The sequence below is a fragment of the Streptomyces sp. NBC_00258 genome (assembly GCF_036182465.1).
Lineage (GTDB): Bacteria > Actinomycetota > Actinomycetes > Streptomycetales > Streptomycetaceae > Streptomyces.
Genome location: NZ_CP108081.1, coordinates 6968819 through 6985940 on the forward strand (window position 1 = coordinate 6968819; position 17122 = coordinate 6985940).

A 17122-nucleotide genomic window follows, 5' to 3' on the forward strand; every position below is an offset into this window, starting at 1 on the left:
CCCAGGCTTGACGCCTCCAACCCTCAGGCGCATTATTCATCACATGATGAATTACTCGCCCGGTCCACCTGCCACCCCGCAGGAGCACCCCACCGCCCCGGCGGTCCACGCCGCCGCACTCACTGTCGTCCGAGGCATCCGCCAGGTCCTCCGCGGGCTCGACTTCGAGGTCCCGCGAGGCCAGATCACCGGCCTGCTCGGCCCCTCGGGATGCGGCAAGTCCACCTTGATGAGGTCGATCGTCGGCACCCAGGCCAAGGTCACCGGCACCCTGGACGTCCTAGGCCTCCCCGCCGGCCACGCCACACTCCGCTCCCGGATCGGGTACGTCACCCAAGCCCCCTCCGTCTACGACGACCTGACCGTCCGCCAGAACCTGGACTACTTCGCCGCGATCCTCGACCCCGGCCGCGCCGCCGCCGAGCGCCGCCACGAGAACGTCACCCACGCCATCGCCGACGTGGACCTCACCTCCCACGCCGACGCCCTCGCGGGCAACCTCTCCGGCGGCCAGCGCAGCCGCGTCTCCCTCGCCGTCGCCCTCCTCGGCACCCCCGAACTCCTCGTCCTGGACGAACCCACGGTCGGCCTCGACCCCGTACTCCGCCGCGACCTGTGGCAGCTCTTCCACACCATCGCCGCCGACCGGGGCGCCACCCTCCTCGTCTCCTCCCACGTCATGGACGAGGCCGAGCGCTGCCACCGCCTCCTCCTGATGCGCGAGGGCGAGATCCTCGCCGACGACACCCCGGACGCCCTGCGCAACCAGACCGGCACCGACACCGTCGAGGCCGCCTTCCTCCACCTGGTCGACGAGGCGATCGCGGCCGGCAACCAGACCCGCAAGGAGTCCGTCCGATGAGCACCGCGACCACCACCACCCGGACGGGCACGACCACGCCCCCGAGGCAGAGCACGATCAACTTCTCCCGCACCACCGCCACCGCGGCCCGGGTCCTGCGCCAGCTCCGCCACGACCCGCGCTCGATCGCGCTGATGATCCTCATCCCGTGCGTGATGCTCCTGCTGCTCCGCTACGTGTTCGACGGCAGCCCGCGCACCTTCGACTCCATCGGCGCCTCACTGCTCGGCATCTTCCCCCTCATCACGATGTTCCTGGTGACCTCCATCGCCACCCTCCGCGAACGCACCTCCGGCACCCTGGAGCGCCTCCTGGCCATGCCCCTCGGCAAGGCCGACCTGATCGTCGGCTATGCCCTCGCCTTCGGCGCGCTCGCCGTCATCCAGTCCGCCCTCGCCACCGGTCTCGCCGTCTGGGCCCTCGGTCTCGACGTCACGGGCTCGACCTGGCTCCTCCTTCTGGTGGCTCTTCTCGACGCCCTGCTGGGCACGGCCCTCGGCCTCTTCGTCTCGGCCTTCGCGTCCTCGGAGTTCCAGGCCGTCCAGTTCATGCCGGCCGTGATCTTCCCCCAGCTACTCCTCTGCGGCCTGTTCACCCCGCGCCCCGACATGCACCCCGTACTCGAAGGCATCTCCAACGTCCTCCCCATGTCCTACGCCGTCGACGGCATGAACGAAGTCCTCAAGCACACCGACGTCACCGCCAACTTCATCCGCGACGCCCTGATCGTCGCGGCCTGCGCCCTCCTCGTCCTGAGCCTCGGCGCGGCAACCCTCCGCCGCCGCACCGCGTAACACCGAGCACCACCCCCGCCCCCGGACGGTCGCGTCCCGCTCACCGGACAACGCGGCCCGCCCCCACGCCCCCGGTGCGAGGATGGGCCTCGGACGACGCACCCCCGGAGGGCAACAGAACATGACCCAGAAAGTCGCAGTTCTCGGCACCGGCAAGATCGGCGAGGCCCTGCTCAGCGGAATGATCCGGGCCGGCTGGGCCCCCGCCGACCTCCTGGTCACGGCCCGCCGCCCCGAACGCGCCAAGGAACTCCAGGAGCGCTACGGCGTCACCCCGGTCACCAACGCCGAGGCGGCCAAGAGCGCCGACACCCTGATCCTCACGGTCAAGCCCCAGGACATGGGCACCCTCCTCGACGAACTCGCCCCGCACGTCCCCGCCGACCGCCTGGTCATCAGCGGCGCAGCGGGCATCCCCACCTCCTTCTTCGAGGAGCGCCTCGCCCAGAACACCCCCGTCGTCCGTGTCATGACGAACACCCCCGCCCTCGTCGACGAGGCCATGTCCGTCATCTCCGCCGGCAGCCACGCCACCGCCGAGCACCTCGCCCACGCCGAGGAGATCTTCGGCGCGGTCGGCAAGACCCTCCGCGTCCCCGAGTCCCAGCAGGACGCCTGCACCGCCCTCTCCGGCTCGGGCCCGGCGTACTTCTTCTACCTGGTCGAGGCCATGACCGACGCCGGCATCCTGCTCGGCCTGCCCCGCGACAAGGCGCACGACCTCATCGTCCAGTCCGCGATCGGCGCCGCCGTGATGCTCCGCGACAGCGGCGAGCACCCCGTGAAGCTCCGCGAGAACGTCACGTCCCCCGCGGGCACCACGATCAACGCCATCCGCGAACTCGAGAACCACGGCGTACGAGCGGCCCTCATCGCCGCCCTGGAAGCAGCCCGCGACCGCAGCCGCGAACTGGCCTCCGGCAACAGCTAGGAGCTTCGGGGCCGGGCCCACCTCCGGCCCCGCCGCTCCTCATCACATCGCCGGCAGCAGCCCGATCGCCCGGTACGCCGCGTCCACCCTCGGCCTCGCCATCTCCCTGGCCTTCTCCGCACCCTCCCGCAACACCCCTTCCACGTACGCAGGATCCGCGCACAACTCCTTGTGCCTCTGCTGTACGGGCCTGAGGAGCTCCACCACGGCCTCGGCGGTGTCCTTCTTCAAAGATCCGTACGACTCATATACACCGGCCAGGCCCTCCGGGTTCCCACCTTCACAGGCGGCGAGGATCTCCAGCAGATTCGAGATCCCAGGCCGGGCCTCCCGGTCGTACGACACGTCCAGCCCGCTGTCGGTCACGGCCCGCATGACCTTCTTCCGGATCACCTCGGGTTCGTCGAGCAGATAGACGATCCCCGGCCCCACGTCGTCGGACTTCCCCATCTTCGACGTCGGCTCCTGCAGGTTCATGACCCGCGTCGCCACCTCCGGGAGCGTGGCCCGCGGCACCACGAACGTGTGTCCGTACCGCTGGTTGAACCGCACCGCCAGATCCCGCGCCAACTCCACGTGCTGCGCCTGGTCGTCGCCCACCGGCACCTCGTCGGTCCCGTACGCCAGGATGTCCGCCGCCATCAGCACGGGATACGTCAGCAGCGACAGCCGCACACTCCCGCCCCGTGTCCGCTCGACCGCGGCCTTCTCCTTGTACTGGATCATCCGCCGCATCTCGCCGTCCGTGGCCACGCACTCCAACAGGTACGACAGCCGCGCGTGCTCATCCACATGACTCTGCGCGAAGACGGTGCACAGCTTCGGATCGAGCCCCGCGGCCAGCAGCAGCGTGGCCGCCTGCCTACTGAGCCTGCGTACCCGGCCGGGATCGTGGTCCACGGTCAGCGCGTGCAGGTCGACGATGCAGAACAGCGCGTCGGCCTCGTGCTGATCGACCGCACTCCACCGCCGCATCGCCCCCAGGTAGTTCCCCAACGTCAGATGCCCGGTCGGCTTGACCCCGCTGAAGACCCGCTTCATTCCTCTACCTCCTGGTCGAGGCCGCCACCACCGCCGGCCGGCGCTCCAGGAGGGAGAAACAAGAACGGCCGCCGAGGCGGCGGCCGTTGAGTACACGCGTATGTACGGCCGCCGTCAGGCGGCCCACCACAGTTGGGTGCACGCGTGCGTAGTCATGCCCCCGAGGGTACGCCTCCAGGGCGGCTCCTGGCGTCAAGTTGACACGCCCTGGACCCCTACGTAGTGTTCTCCGAGTTGTCCGACGTGAGCGCCGACTCCGGTTGGTCCCCGGACAGCCATTCCGCAACAAGCACACAGCGATCGACGATCCGTCGTCGGCCCGCTTTCATGCGCGTTTGCGAAATGAGGAATCCGCGTTCGAAAGGACGCGACCCCGATTAGCTCGGGGGCCAGGATTCCGCTAAAGTCTCACTCGTCGGAACGGCCCAACAGCCGCGAAGACAACCCGCTCTGACCGGGAATCAGGCCCGAAAGGATCTGATAGAGTCGGAACCGCCGGAAAGGGAAACGCGAAAGCGAAAACCTGGAAAGCACCGAGGAAATCGGATCGGAAAACGGTCTGATAGAGTCGGAAACGCAAGACCGAAGGGAAGCCCGGAGGAAAGCCCGAGAGGGTGAGTACAAAGGAAGCGTCCGTTCCTTGAGAACTCAACAGCGTGCCAAAAATCAACGCCAGATATGTTGATACCCCGTCTCCGGCCATCACGGCCGGGACGAGGTTCCTTTGAAAAAGTCCTGCCGGGCATTGTTCCGGTAGGCGCACAGCGAGGACGTTGTGAACAGTCGGGCTTATTCCGCCCGGTTGTTCCGCTCTCGTGGTGTCATCCCGATTACGGGAATACATTCACGGAGAGTTTGATCCTGGCTCAGGACGAACGCTGGCGGCGTGCTTAACACATGCAAGTCGAACGATGAAGCCCTTCGGGGTGGATTAGTGGCGAACGGGTGAGTAACACGTGGGCAATCTGCCCTTCACTCTGGGACAAGCCCTGGAAACGGGGTCTAATACCGGATAACACTTCCACTCGCATGGGTGGGGGTTGAAAGCTCCGGCGGTGAAGGATGAGCCCGCGGCCTATCAGCTTGTTGGTGAGGTAGAAGCTCACCAAGGCGACGACGGGTAGCCGGCCTGAGAGGGCGACCGGCCACACTGGGACTGAGACACGGCCCAGACTCCTACGGGAGGCAGCAGTGGGGAATATTGCACAATGGGCGAAAGCCTGATGCAGCGACGCCGCGTGAGGGATGACGGCCTTCGGGTTGTAAACCTCTTTCAGCAGGGAAGAAGCGAAAGTGACGGTACCTGCAGAAGAAGCGCCGGCTAACTACGTGCCAGCAGCCGCGGTAATACGTAGGGCGCAAGCGTTGTCCGGAATTATTGGGCGTAAAGAGCTCGTAGGCGGTCTGTCACGTCGGATGTGAAAGCCCGGGGCTTAACCCCGGGTCTGCATTCGATACGGGCAGACTAGAGTGTGGTAGGGGAGATCGGAATTCCTGGTGTAGCGGTGAAATGCGCAGATATCAGGAGGAACACCGGTGGCGAAGGCGGATCTCTGGGCCATTACTGACGCTGAGGAGCGAAAGCGTGGGGAGCGAACAGGATTAGATACCCTGGTAGTCCACGCCGTAAACGGTGGGAACTAGGTGTTGGCGACATTCCACGTCGTCGGTGCCGCAGCTAACGCATTAAGTTCCCCGCCTGGGGAGTACGGCCGCAAGGCTAAAACTCAAAGGAATTGACGGGGGCCCGCACAAGCAGCGGAGCATGTGGCTTAATTCGACGCAACGCGAAGAACCTTACCAAGGCTTGACATCGCCCGGAAAGCATCAGAGATGGTGCCCCCCTTGTGGTCGGGTGACAGGTGGTGCATGGCTGTCGTCAGCTCGTGTCGTGAGATGTTGGGTTAAGTCCCGCAACGAGCGCAACCCTTGTTCTGTGTTGCCAGCACGTCCCTTCGGGGATGGTGGGGACTCACAGGAGACTGCCGGGGTCAACTCGGAGGAAGGTGGGGACGACGTCAAGTCATCATGCCCCTTATGTCTTGGGCTGCACACGTGCTACAATGGCAGGTACAATGAGCTGCGATGTCGCAAGGCGGAGCGAATCTCAAAAAGCCTGTCTCAGTTCGGATTGGGGTCTGCAACTCGACCCCATGAAGTCGGAGTTGCTAGTAATCGCAGATCAGCATTGCTGCGGTGAATACGTTCCCGGGCCTTGTACACACCGCCCGTCACGTCACGAAAGTCGGTAACACCCGAAGCCGGTGGCCCAACCCCCTTGTGGGGAGGGAGCTGTCGAAGGTGGGACTGGCGATTGGGACGAAGTCGTAACAAGGTAGCCGTACCGGAAGGTGCGGCTGGATCACCTCCTTTCTAAGGAGCACTTCTTGGCTGTCGGCTTGCCGATGGTCCAGAGGCCAGTACATCGGCGTACGTCCGGTGCTGGTTGCTCAAGGGTGGAACGTTGATTATTCGGCACTCTCAGTCATCTCGGGCTGCAAGTACTGTCCTTCGGGGCGTGGAAAGCTGATCACGAGTGGCGAGGGTGCCGGGCACGCTGTTGGGTGTCTGAGGGTACGGACTTTATGTCTGGATCTTCAGTGCCGGCCCCGGTAAAAATCTGCTTCGGCGGGTTGTGACGGGTGGTTGGTCGTTGTTTGAGAACTGCACAGTGGACGCGAGCATCTGTGGCCAAGTTTTTAAGGGCGCACGGTGGATGCCTTGGTACCAGGAACCGATGAAGGACGTGGGAGGCCACGATAGTCCCCGGGGAGCCGTCAACCAGGCTTTGATCCGGGGGTTTCCGAATGGGGAAACCCGGCAGTCGTCATGGGCTGTCACCCACATCTGAACACATAGGGTGTGTGGAGGGAACGCGGGGAAGTGAAACATCTCAGTACCCGCAGGAAGAGAAAACAACCGTGATTCCGGGAGTAGTGGCGAGCGAAACCGGATGAGGCCAAACCGTATACGTGTGAGACCCGGCAGGGGTTGCGTGTACGGGGTTGTGGGATCTCTCTTTCACAGTCTGCCGGCTGTGAGACGAGTCAGAAACCGTTGGTGTAGGCGAAGGACATGCGAAAGGTCCGGCGTAGAGGGTAAGACCCCCGTAGTCGAAACATCAACGGCTCGTTTGAGAGACACCCAAGTAGCACGGGGCCCGAGAAATCCCGTGTGAATCTGGCGGGACCACCCGCTAAGCCTAAATATTCCCTGGTGACCGATAGCGGATAGTACCGTGAGGGAATGGTGAAAAGTACCGCGGGAGCGGAGTGAAATAGTACCTGAAACCGTGTGCCTACAAGCCGTGGGAGCGTCGCTGTATGTGCTTGCACATACAGTCGTGACTGCGTGCCTTTTGAAGAATGAGCCTGCGAGTTTGCGGTGTGTTGCGAGGTTAACCCGTGTGGGGAAGCCGTAGCGAAAGCGAGTCCGAACAGGGCGATTCAGTAGCGCGCTCAAGACCCGAAGCGGAGTGATCTAGCCATGGGCAGGTTGAAGCGGCTGTAAGAGGTCGTGGAGGACCGAACCCACCAGGGTTGAAAACCTGGGGGATGACCTGTGGTTAGGGGTGAAAGGCCAATCAAACTCCGTGATAGCTGGTTCTCCCCGAAATGCATTTAGGTGCAGCGTCGTGTGTTTCTTGCCGGAGGTAGAGCACTGGATAGGCGATGGGCCCTACCGGGTTACTGACCTTAGCCAAACTCCGAATGCCGGTAAGTGAGAGCACGGCAGTGAGACTGTGGGGGATAAGCTCCATGGTCGAGAGGGAAACAGCCCAGAGCATCGACTAAGGCCCCTAAGCGTACGCTAAGTGGGAAAGGATGTGGAGTCGCAGAGACAACCAGGAGGTTGGCTTAGAAGCAGCCACCCTTGAAAGAGTGCGTAATAGCTCACTGGTCTAGTGATTCCGCGCCGACAATGTAGCGGGGCTCAAGCGTACCGCCGAAGTCGTGTCATTTCAGCATATAGGGCCAACGCCCGCTGGGATGGGTAGGGGAGCGTCGTGTGCCGGGTGAAGCCGCAGCGGAAGCTAGTGGTGGACGGTTCACGAGTGAGAATGCAGGCATGAGTAGCGATACACACGTGAGAAACGTGTGCGCCGATTGACTAAGGGTTCCTGGGTCAAGCTGATCTGCCCAGGGTAAGTCGGGACCTAAGGCGAGGCCGACAGGCGTAGTCGATGGATAACCGGTTGATATTCCGGTACCCGCTGTGAAGCGTCAAACAGTGAACCAGGCGATGCTAAGTCCGTGAAGCCGCCCTGGAGCCTTCGGGCAAAGGGGAGTGGTGGAGCCGACGGACCAGACCTGTAGTAGGTGAGTGATGGGGTGACGCAGGAAGGTAGTCCAGCCCGGGCGGTGGTTGTCCCGGGGTAAGGGTGTAGGACGTCAGGTAGGTAAATCCGCCTGGCAATAGTCTGAGACCTGATGCCGAGCCGATTGTGGTGAAGTGGATGATCCTATGCTGTCGAGAAAAGCCTCTAGCGAGTTTCATGGCGGCCCGTACCCTAAACCGACTCAGGTGGTCAGGTAGAGAATACCGAGGCGTTCGGGTGAACTATGGTTAAGGAACTCGGCAAAATGCCCCCGTAACTTCGGGAGAAGGGGGGCCATCACTGGTGATCCGTTTTACACGGTGAGCTGGGGGTGGCCGCAGAGACCAGCGAGAAGCGACTGTTTACTAAAAACACAGGTCCGTGCGAAGCCGTAAGGCGATGTATACGGACTGACGCCTGCCCGGTGCTGGAACGTTAAGGGGACCGGTTAGTGCACTTTCGGGTGTGCGAAGCTGAGAACTTAAGCGCCAGTAAACGGCGGTGGTAACTATAACCATCCTAAGGTAGCGAAATTCCTTGTCGGGTAAGTTCCGACCTGCACGAATGGCGTAACGACTTCTCGACTGTCTCAACCATAGGCCCGGTGAAATTGCACTACGAGTAAAGATGCTCGTTTCGCGCAGCAGGACGGAAAGACCCCGGGACCTTTACTACAGTTTGATATTGGTGTTCGGTTCGGCTTGTGTAGGATAGCTGGGAGACTGTGAAGTCATGGCGCCAGCCATGGTGGAGTCGTCGTTGAAATACCAGTCTGGTCGTGCTGGATGTCTAACCTGGGTCCGTGATCCGGATCAGGGACAGTGTCTGATGGGTAGTTTAACTGGGGCGGTTGCCTCCTAAAGAGTAACGGAGGCGCCCAAAGGTTCCCTCAGCCTGGTTGGCAATCAGGTGTTGAGTGTAAGTGCACAAGGGAGCTTGACTGTGAGACCGACGGGTCGAGCAGGGACGAAAGTCGGGACTAGTGATCCGGCGGTGGCTTGTGGAAGCGCCGTCGCTCAACGGATAAAAGGTACCCCGGGGATAACAGGCTGATCTTCCCCAAGAGTCCATATCGACGGGATGGTTTGGCACCTCGATGTCGGCTCGTCGCATCCTGGGGCTGGAGTCGGTCCCAAGGGTTGGGCTGTTCGCCCATTAAAGCGGTACGCGAGCTGGGTTTAGAACGTCGTGAGACAGTTCGGTCCCTATCCGCTGTGCGCGTAGGAATATTGAGAAGGGCTGTCCCTAGTACGAGAGGACCGGGACGGACGAACCTCTGGTGTGCCAGTTGTCCTGCCAAGGGCATGGCTGGTTGGCTACGTTCGGGAGGGATAACCGCTGAAAGCATCTAAGCGGGAAGCCTGCTTCGAGATGAGTATTCCCACCAACTAGATTGGTTAAGGCTCCCAGTAGACGACTGGGTTGATAGGCCGGATGTGGAAGCCTCGTAAGGGGTGAAGCTGACCGGTACTAATAGGCCGAGGGCTTGTCCTCAGTTGCTCGCGTCCACTGTGTTGGTTCTGAAACCACGAACAACCCCATACCCGTGTGGCCACGCGGTGTGGTGCGGTATTCACAGTTTCATAGTGTTTCGGTGGTCATAGCGTGAGGGAAACGCCCGGTAACATTCCGAACCCGGAAGCTAAGCCTTACAGCGCCGATGGTACTGCAGGGGGGACCCTGTGGGAGAGTAGGACACCGCCGAACAAATTTTAATGGGAAAGCCCCCGCACTTCGGTGCGGGGGCTTTCCTGCGTTTAGGGTCTTTGTTATGCGCTACGAACTGGTGATCTTCGACAACGACGGTGTCCTCGTGGACAGTGAGCCGATCTCCAACACGCTGCTGGCCGCCTATCTCACCGAGCTGGGGCACCCCACCTCGTACGAGGAGTCCCTGCGTGACTACATGGGCGCCGCCATGCACCGCGTACACGACATCGTCGAGGAGCGGACCGGGGAGCGGCTGCCCGCCGACTTCGACGATGTCTTTCATGCGCGGGTGTTCGCCGCCTTCGAGCGGGAGTTGGAGCCGGTTGCGGGGGCCGTGGAGGTCCTGGAGAAGCTGGCCGCGGACGGAGTTCCGTACTGTGTGGCGTCGTCCGGGAGCCATGAGCGGATCCGGGTCGGGCACCGGAAGACCGGGTTGGACCGGTGGTTCGACGACGGGCGGATCTTCAGTTCGCAGGACGTGGGGCGGGGGAAGCCGGCGCCGGATCTGTTCCTTCACGCGGCTGAGCGCATGGGGGTGCCGCCGGAGAAGTGCCTTGTTGTCGAGGACAGTCCGCTCGGAGTGCGGGCGGCCGTCGCGGCCGGGATGGACGTGTACGGGTTCACGGCGATGACGCCGGCGGAGCGGTTGGCGGGGGCGGACCGGCTCTTCGGGGACATGGGGGAGCTGATCGGCCTGCTTCAGGGCTGACTTTCCGCCCCTCCGGCCGCCAAGTTGATCTTTCCGCGTCAGAGTTGAACAAAATTCATCTTTGAACGGTCTACCCACGAGTAAGTCTGAGCCCTACGCTGAGCCGCCATGACAGATGTGCTGCGGCGTGGCCGGGCTTCATTGGCGTTCAGCTTCTTCGCCCAGGGCGTCGCCTTCGCGCTGCTCGTGACACGTATCCCGGCGATCCAGGACCGCTACGGGATATCCGACGCGTTGCTGCCCGCCTTCCTCGCCGCCGTGCCGATCCTGGCCGGGGTCGGCAGTGTCTGCACCGAGCAGTTGGTGAAGCGGGTGCCGCCCAGCCACGTACTGCGTTGGTCGCAGCCGGTCGTGCTGCTGGCGCTGCTCGGGGTGGGGGCCGGCGACGGGCTGTGGGCGATCGGGCTGTCGCTCGCCGCCTTCGGGCTGGCCGTCGGGTCGCTCGACGCGTCCATGAACATGCTCGGCGTGAGCCTTCAACACAGGTACGGGCGAAGCATCATGCTCGGGTTCCACGCGGCGTTCAGCCTGGGCGGGATCGTCGGGGCGTCGCTCGCGTGGGTGGGCGCGCACTGGGATCTGGCGTTGTTCGTGTCGTATCTGCCGGTGGTCGTGGTGCTGCTGCCCGCGGCGTTCGTGGGGAGCCGGTGGTTCGTCGACGGGAGCGGGCCCGAGGCCGAGGCGAAGGCGCAGGGCGAAGGTGGGAACGGCGGCGTCGGGTTCAAGTTGCTGCTGCCTCTGTGCGTGGTGATGGCCGTCGCGTACATCGGGGATTCGACCGTCTCCAACTGGAGCGCCAAGTATCTGCAGGATGTGCTCGGCAGTTCGGAGCAGCTGGCGACCGTTCCGTACAACGTCTATATGGTCACCACGCTCATCGGGCGGGCTGTGGGGGACTTCGGGGTGCGGCGATTCGGGGCCGTGACGGTGGTGCGGGCCGGTGCGGTGGTCGCGGCGATGGGCTTCGCGGTGGTGGCGGGGGCGCCGGGGGCCTGGGTCGGGATGCTCGGCTTCACGCTGCTGGGGTTCGGGTTGTGCGTGATCGTGCCGCAGACCTTCGCGGCCGCAGGACGACTCTTCCCCGGGGCTGCGGATGCGGCCGTCGCTCGACTGAATATCTTCAACTATGTGGGGTTCTTGATCGGTTCGCCCTTGGTGGGGGCTCTGGGCGATGCGTGGAGCTATCGGGGGGCCATGCTCGTGCCGATGGTGTTGGTGCTGGTGACGCTGGTGTACGCCAAGTCGTTCGCTTCTGGACCTTCCCGATACGGTGACGGGCATGAGCGGCCGCGCACAGCTGATGTGGGACGAGGCAGTAACGGGCTATGACTTCGGCCCGGATCATCCGATGGATCCGGTCCGGTTGGCGTTGACCCGGCGACTGGTCGATGCCTTCGGCCTCGACCGGGAGGTGGAGGTCGTCTCGGCCAAGCCGGCCGGGGACTCGACCCTGCGGCTTGTGCACCGGGAGGACTACATCGAGGCGGTCAAGGCCGCTTCCGTGGATCCGAGGGGTGCGGACGGGGCGTACGGGCTGGGGACCATGGACGATCCCGCCTTCGCCGGGATGCATGAGGTGTCCGCGCTGATCGCCGGGCAGTCGGTGGGGGCCGCCGAGGCCGTGTGGCGGGGTGAGGCGCTGCACGCGGTGAACTTCGCGGGTGGGCTGCATCATGCGATGCCCGGGGGCGCCTCGGGGTTCTGCATCTACAACGACGCCTCCTTGGCCATTGCCCGGTTGCTGGAGCTCGGGGCCGAGCGGGTCGTGTACGTGGACGTGGACGTGCATCACGGGGACGGGGTGCAGGCCGCGTTCTGGGAGGATCCGCGGGTGCTGACCGTGTCGTTGCACGAGCATCCTCGGACCCTGTTTCCGCAGACCGGGTGGCCGGAGGAGACCGGGGCCGCGTCGGCGGAGGGGTCCGCCGTGAACGTGGCGTTGCCGGCCGGGACCGGGGACGCGGGGTGGTTGCGGGCCTTTCACTCCGTGGTGCCGGAGCTGGTCGCGGACTTTCGGCCGCAGGTGCTGGTCACTCAGCACGGGGCCGATACGCACTTCGAGGATCCGCTGGCTCATCTTGCCGTGTCGTTGGATGCGCAGCGGGCTGTGCAGGTGGCCTGCCATGAGCTGGCGCACGAGTACGCCGACGGGCGGTGGGTCGCTCTTGGCGGGGGCGGCTACGCCGTGGTGGATGTGGTGCCCCGGTCGTGGACGCATCTTGTCGCTGTCGCGGCGGGGCGGGAGATCGCGCCGGAGACGGTGGTTCCTGAGGGGTGGCGGCAGGAGGTCTTTGCCCGTACGCGGCAGTTGGCGCCTGCGCGGATGACTGATGGGCGGTGGCCTGTGGAGTGGAAGGGGTGGGAGTCGGGGTATGACCCCGCCGACCGTCTTGACCAGGCTGTGCTGGCCGCGCGGCGGGCTGTGTTTCCGCTGCGGGGGTTGCTGGCGTAGGGCTCCGCCGGGGGGCCTGGCCTTTTTCCCGCCCCCGCCGCCCTTACCCGTCCCATCCCTGGGGGCTGCGCCCCCAGACCCCCGCATCGCGCTGACGCGCTCGTCCTCAAGCGCCGGACGGGCTGAGACGTACGTGCGGATTCGTTGTGGCTGGTCGCGCAGTTCCCCGCGCCCCTGAGGTATTTCAGCCCCTCCGGCGTTTGAGGAGCGGGGGTTCGGGGGCGGAGCCCCTGAGCAAGGGACGGGAATGGGTAGGGGCGGCGGGGGCGAGAAGGGTCCTCGCCGCCTCGGCCGATATAGACCCCGTTACGCCAACTGTGCGGTGTTTCCGGTGTTTTGGGGGTGGGGGGCCGGTGGCTGCGTCAGCATCGGGGCGTGTTGAGTACGGGAGCGTTGCGGGCGCATTTGCTGGCGGCGAGGCTGGCTGGGACGGTGGCCACCTCGCGGGAGGCGAGTCTCAGGAGCTATCGGTTGTTCGCCGCGCGGGATCCGCGGGTGATGATCGGGCTTGACCCCGAATGGACATGGGAACAACCGGATCTGATCGCTTTGATGGCGGACAAGTGCGGGGTGTCGGCCGATCCGCGGCATACATCTGGCTTCGATGTGATCGATCCTGAGCGAACCGTGGCGGCTCTTGACGCCTTCGCCGCCCGGCTTGCGGAAGCCGCACGGAACCGTGCCCCGGTGCTGCTCGGCACCGGACATCCGCACCGACTGATCGGTTTCTACGCCGCCCTCGCGGACGCTCTGTCGGCGTCGGGGTGTACCGTCCTCACCCCCGCGCATGGTCACTGTATCGACATAACGACCCGGTTCGGTCTACGCACGTACAACCTTGACTACGTACGAGGAGTCGCGCTGGTGCGCGAACCCGGGGTGTGCGACCCCGGTCGTGAGACCGGCGCGCACACTCACTCTCCCCTCCCGGTTCGTACCGCTCTGGCTGCCGCGGCGGAGGCCGGCGGACCCCTCCCGGAGCTCGTGGTGGGAGACCACGGCTGGGTCTGCGGAGCAGGTCAGCTGGGGTTCGAGGCCATTGGCCTGGGTGACACCGACGATCCCGCGCTGTTCGTCGGAGAGGCAGAGGGGCGGGTGTCCGTCGTCGTTCCACTTGATGACGCTGTGCGGTCTGATTACTACCGACCGCTTACTCGCTATGTACTCAATCGAGCGTGTCTGTCACAGTAGGCCGCCGATGGCCCCTCCTCTTCCCCACTCGCATCACACGCCCCTACTCTGGGGAGTGAGCACGCAACGACGAAGTGTCACCGGAAGGGGAAGCCGGTGACCGTCGAGTGCGGAAGGTTCAGGTGTGTCATGGCTGCTGGCGAGAGGCCTCTGAACGAGGTTCAGTTCCTTACCGTGGCGGAAGTCGCCTCGGTGATGCGAGTGTCGAAGATGACCGTGTACCGCTTGGTGCACAGCGGTCATCTGCCCGCGATCCGGGTCGGGAGGTCATTCCGCGTCCCGGAGCAAGCGGTTCACGAGTACCTTCGCGAGTCATACGTGGGGGTGGAGACAGCCTGACGGCGGTCCGGGGAGGTCCCGGGGCGGCTCGATCGCGTCCCCGGGGTCTCACCCGGAACTCTCGATTACGACCTCGGCGCTCGGGCGGGTAGGCTGGCCCCTCATAAGTCGTGTGGGCCCATGCAGCCCAGCAACGAGTAAAGAGAAGTGAGCGAGGGTAGTCGTGGGCTCTGTTATCAAGAAGCGGCGCAAGCGGATGGCGAAGAAGAAGCACCGCAAGCTGCTCAAGCGCACTCGCGTTCAGCGTCGCAACAAGAAGTAAGTCGCGACGGACAGCGGTCCTCCGCCACAAGCAGGGCAGACGGCGGGCGACGACGCTGTGACAGTGCGCTCTGTGGCCCCCCACCGGCTGGTGGGGGGCCACAGTCGTATCCCTGTTCCCTTGCCGCGGCGTGCGGCCGGACGAACGCTGTGCGTATGTCCGGGCCTACTACTGTGCGGCGAATGGCTGGGTCTGATCGTACGTCCGGGGGCGCCGTCACTTCATGCATCGGGCGGTCATCACAGCGCAACATCGACCCGCTAACGTGGCCGTCACGGGGAACACGGCAGAGTACGAACGGCACAGTACGAGCAGCATGTCGTCGACGGCTGGAAGGAAGGCGCTGATCTTGGGGAAGGTCGTGCTCGTGACCGGAGTGGCCCGTCAGTTGGGGGGCCGGTTCGTACGACGGATTCAGCGTGACCCCGAGGTGGACAGGGTGGTCGCCGTGGACGCGGTCCCGCCGGAGCACCACCTGGGCGGCGCCGACTTCGTACGGGCCGACATAAGGCAGCCCGCCATCGCCAGGGTGCTGGCGGAGCACTCCGTGGACACGGTGGTGCACCTGGACGTGACGGCGACCCCGCTGGGCGGCGGCAGCCGGACCACGGTCAAGGAGACCAACGTCATCGGCACCATGCAGCTGCTGGGTGCCTGCCAGAAGTCGCCGACGGTCAAGCGGCTCGTCGTGAAGTCCAGTACGAACGTGTACGGGTCGGCTCCGCGTGATCCGGCCGTCTTCACCGAGACCACCCCACCCAAGTCGCTGCCCAGCGGCGGCTTCGCGAAGGACACGGTCGAGGTCGAGGGATATGTGCGGGGGTTCGCGCGGCGGCGGCCCGACGTCGCCGTGTGTGTGCTGCGGTTCGCGAACATCCTCGGGCCGAGCGCGGACTCGCCGCTCGCCGCGTACTTCTCGCTGCCCGTGCTGCCGACCGTGCTCGGCTACGACCCGCGGCTGCAGTTCGTGCACGAGGACGACGTGATCGAGGTGCTGCGGATCGCCTCGCACGAGCCGCGGCGCGGCACGCTCAACAGCGGCACGTTCAACATCGCCGGCGACGGTGTCCTGCTGCTCTCGCAGTGCGCGCGCCGGCTCGGCCGGCCCACGGTTCCCGTGCTGATGCCCGCGGTGAGCTGGGTGGGCTCGGCGCTGCGTACGCTGGGCATGACGGACTTCTCGCCGGAGCAGCTGCGGCTGCTCACCCACGGCCGGGTCGTGGCGACCCGGCAGATGCGCGAGACGCTCGGCTACGGTCCCAGGTACACGACCGCGGAGACCTTCGCGGACTTCGCACGCAGCCGGGGGCCCGGACTCCTGCCCCCCGAGGCCCTTGCGGGGGCCGTCGACCGGATCGCGGCACTGCCTGTACTCGGCGGTGGCCACCTCCCGACGCAGAGCGCCAACTGAGGAGCGCATCAACGATGGCGGACGCCAAGGTCATTCCGTTCGACGACGACCGGTCCCGCGGGAGTGCCGTACAGCGGCCGCCGCGGCGCCGGGGCGCGGGGAGCAGGCGCAAGGGCGAGCCGGTGGCGGTTCGTGAGGTCCAGCCCCTGCCCGCACGAACGATTCCGCAGGATGATGTTCCCGTGACGCGTGAGGAACCGGCTGCTGTGGAGAAGCCGCAGGAGAATGGCTGGGACCGGCGCATCGCCGGCGGCCTGTCCTTCCTGCGGCGGCGACTGACGGGTGAGTACGAGGTCGACGACTTCGGTTACGACCAGGAGCTCACCGACCAGGTCCTGATGTCGATGCTGCGGCCCCTCTACGAGAAGTACTTCCGCGTAGAGGTGAAGGGCATCGAGAACATCCCGTCGGAGGGCGGGGCGCTGATCGTCGCCAACCACTCCGGGACGCTGCCGCTGGACGGCCTGATGATGCAGGTCGCCGTCCACGACAACCACCCCGACGGCCGTCATCTGCGGCTCCTCGCGGCCGACCTGGTCTTCATGCTGCCGGTGGTCAACGAACTGGCCCGCAAGGCCGGTCACACGCTCGCCTGCGCGGAGGACGCCGAACGGCTCCTGGAGCGCGGCGAGCTGGTCGGTGTGATGCCGGAGGGCTTCAAGGGCATTGGCAAGCCGTTCAGCGAGCGCTACAAGCTCCAGCGCTTCGGCCGCGGCGGCTTCGTGTCGACAGCCCTGCGCCAGGGCACGCCGATCATCCCGTGCTCCATCGTGGGCGCGGAGGAGATCTACCCGATGATCGGCAACTCCAAGACGCTGGCACGTCTCCTCGGCTTCCCGTACTTCCCGATCACGCCCACCTTCCCGTGGCTGGGCCCGCTCGGCGGGGTCCCGCTCCCGACGAAGTGGACGATCCAGTTCGGCGAGCCGATCCTGACCGACGGCTACCCGCCGGAGGCGGCAGAGGATCCCATGCTCATGTTCAACCTGACGGACCAGGTGAGAGAGCAGATCCAGCACACGCTCTACAAGCTGCTGGTGCAGCGCAGGTCGGTGTTCTTCTAACGGTTCTGGAAATGTCCAGGACTCCTGGATACGTCGGT

At 64.9% G+C, this 17122-nt stretch carries 12 protein-coding genes and 3 rRNA genes; 14 read left to right on the forward strand and 1 reads right to left on the reverse strand.

The features are described 5' to 3' along the window. Window positions 1-43 precede the first annotated feature (43 nt). From OG718_RS31040 to proC, 3 genes are all read left to right on the forward strand, one after another. Complete coding sequence (locus OG718_RS31040; RefSeq protein ID WP_328845739.1) at window positions 44-862, forward strand: ABC transporter ATP-binding protein; 819 nt, start codon at window positions 44-46, stop codon at window positions 860-862. Further along, a complete protein-coding gene (locus OG718_RS31045; protein ID WP_306939312.1) occupies window positions 859-1656 on the forward strand; it encodes an ABC transporter permease in 798 nt (265 codons plus the stop codon). Before OG718_RS31040 ends, OG718_RS31045 begins: the two co-directional genes overlap by 4 nt. A 121-nt stretch (window positions 1657-1777) precedes the next feature. Then, window positions 1778-2587, forward strand: coding sequence for a pyrroline-5-carboxylate reductase (gene proC / locus OG718_RS31050; protein ID WP_328845740.1), 810 nt, complete (start codon window positions 1778-1780; stop codon window positions 2585-2587). Between the two features lie 42 nt (window positions 2588-2629). Here proC and trpS read toward each other — a convergent pair whose 3' ends face one another. After that, window positions 2630-3628 carry a tryptophan--tRNA ligase gene (gene trpS, locus OG718_RS31055; protein WP_143640476.1) on the reverse strand — a complete coding sequence of 333 codons (999 nt, stop codon included), beginning with the start codon at window positions 3626-3628 and terminating at the stop codon, window positions 2630-2632. 843 nt (window positions 3629-4471) lie between these two features. On the opposite strand from trpS, the gene OG718_RS31060 reads away from it, so the two are divergent. The 11 genes from OG718_RS31060 to OG718_RS31110 all read left to right on the forward strand — a co-directional run bounded on the left by OG718_RS31060 (window position 4472) and on the right by OG718_RS31110 (window position 17084). Then, window positions 4472-6001: ribosomal RNA gene (locus OG718_RS31060) — 16S ribosomal RNA — on the forward strand. 316 nt (window positions 6002-6317) lie between these two features. Continuing rightward, window positions 6318-9440 (forward strand): 23S ribosomal RNA (locus OG718_RS31065). Between the two features lie 96 nt (window positions 9441-9536). After that, window positions 9537-9653 (forward strand): 5S ribosomal RNA (rrf, locus tag OG718_RS31070). The 16S, 23S and 5S rRNA genes sit together here, the layout of an rRNA operon. A 64-nt stretch (window positions 9654-9717) precedes the next feature. Further along, the gene (locus tag OG718_RS31075; protein ID WP_143644177.1) at window positions 9718-10365 is read left to right on the forward strand and encodes an HAD family hydrolase; all 648 of its coding nucleotides are present in this window, start codon (window positions 9718-9720) and stop codon (window positions 10363-10365) included. A gap of 108 nt (window positions 10366-10473) precedes the next feature. After that, on the forward strand, window positions 10474-11694 hold the full coding sequence (locus OG718_RS31080; protein WP_328845741.1) for an MFS transporter: 1221 nt from the start codon (window positions 10474-10476) through the stop codon (window positions 11692-11694). Beyond that, window positions 11645-12817 carry an acetoin utilization protein AcuC gene (locus OG718_RS31085; protein WP_143644175.1) on the forward strand — a complete coding sequence of 391 codons (1173 nt, stop codon included), beginning with the start codon at window positions 11645-11647 and terminating at the stop codon, window positions 12815-12817. The genes OG718_RS31080 and OG718_RS31085 overlap by 50 nt, the downstream gene beginning before the upstream one ends. A 375-nt stretch (window positions 12818-13192) precedes the next feature. Continuing rightward, window positions 13193-14008, forward strand: coding sequence for a phosphatase (locus OG718_RS31090; protein WP_328845742.1), 816 nt, complete (start codon window positions 13193-13195; stop codon window positions 14006-14008). A gap of 129 nt (window positions 14009-14137) precedes the next feature. Continuing rightward, window positions 14138-14347 (forward strand): helix-turn-helix domain-containing protein, encoded by a 210-nt coding sequence (locus tag OG718_RS31095; RefSeq protein WP_093781815.1) that lies wholly within the window; start codon window positions 14138-14140, stop codon window positions 14345-14347. Between the two features lie 163 nt (window positions 14348-14510). After that, on the forward strand, window positions 14511-14609 hold the full coding sequence (locus OG718_RS31100; RefSeq protein ID WP_003948845.1) for a 30S ribosomal protein bS22: 99 nt from the start codon (window positions 14511-14513) through the stop codon (window positions 14607-14609). A 349-nt stretch (window positions 14610-14958) separates the two neighbouring features. Continuing rightward, window positions 14959-16020, forward strand: coding sequence for an NAD-dependent epimerase/dehydratase family protein (locus tag OG718_RS31105; protein WP_143644173.1), 1062 nt, complete (start codon window positions 14959-14961; stop codon window positions 16018-16020). Between the two features lie 14 nt (window positions 16021-16034). Continuing rightward, entirely contained in the window at window positions 16035-17084 is a 1050-nt protein-coding gene (locus OG718_RS31110) for a lysophospholipid acyltransferase family protein (RefSeq protein ID WP_143644172.1), read from the forward strand. Window positions 17085-17122: the final 38 nt, after the last annotated feature.

Excerpts from the sequence above, each read along its gene's own strand:
- OG718_RS31040 (WP_328845739.1), top strand. The coding sequence starts at position 44 with ATGATGAATTACTCGCCCGGTCCACCTGCCACCCCGCAGGAGCACCCC.
- OG718_RS31045 (WP_306939312.1), top strand. The coding sequence starts at position 859 with ATGAGCACCGCGACCACCACCACCCGGACGGGCACGACCACGCCCCCG.
- proC (WP_328845740.1), top strand. The coding sequence starts at position 1,778 with ATGACCCAGAAAGTCGCAGTTCTCGGCACCGGCAAGATCGGCGAGGCC.
- trpS (WP_143640476.1), bottom strand. The coding sequence starts at position 3,628 with ATGAAGCGGGTCTTCAGCGGGGTCAAGCCGACCGGGCATCTGACGTTG.
- OG718_RS31075 (WP_143644177.1), top strand. The coding sequence starts at position 9,718 with ATGCGCTACGAACTGGTGATCTTCGACAACGACGGTGTCCTCGTGGAC.
- OG718_RS31080 (WP_328845741.1), top strand. The coding sequence starts at position 10,474 with ATGACAGATGTGCTGCGGCGTGGCCGGGCTTCATTGGCGTTCAGCTTC.
- OG718_RS31085 (WP_143644175.1), top strand. The coding sequence starts at position 11,645 with ATGAGCGGCCGCGCACAGCTGATGTGGGACGAGGCAGTAACGGGCTAT.
- OG718_RS31095 (WP_093781815.1), top strand. The coding sequence starts at position 14,138 with ATGGCTGCTGGCGAGAGGCCTCTGAACGAGGTTCAGTTCCTTACCGTG.
- OG718_RS31110 (WP_143644172.1), top strand. The coding sequence starts at position 16,035 with ATGGCGGACGCCAAGGTCATTCCGTTCGACGACGACCGGTCCCGCGGG.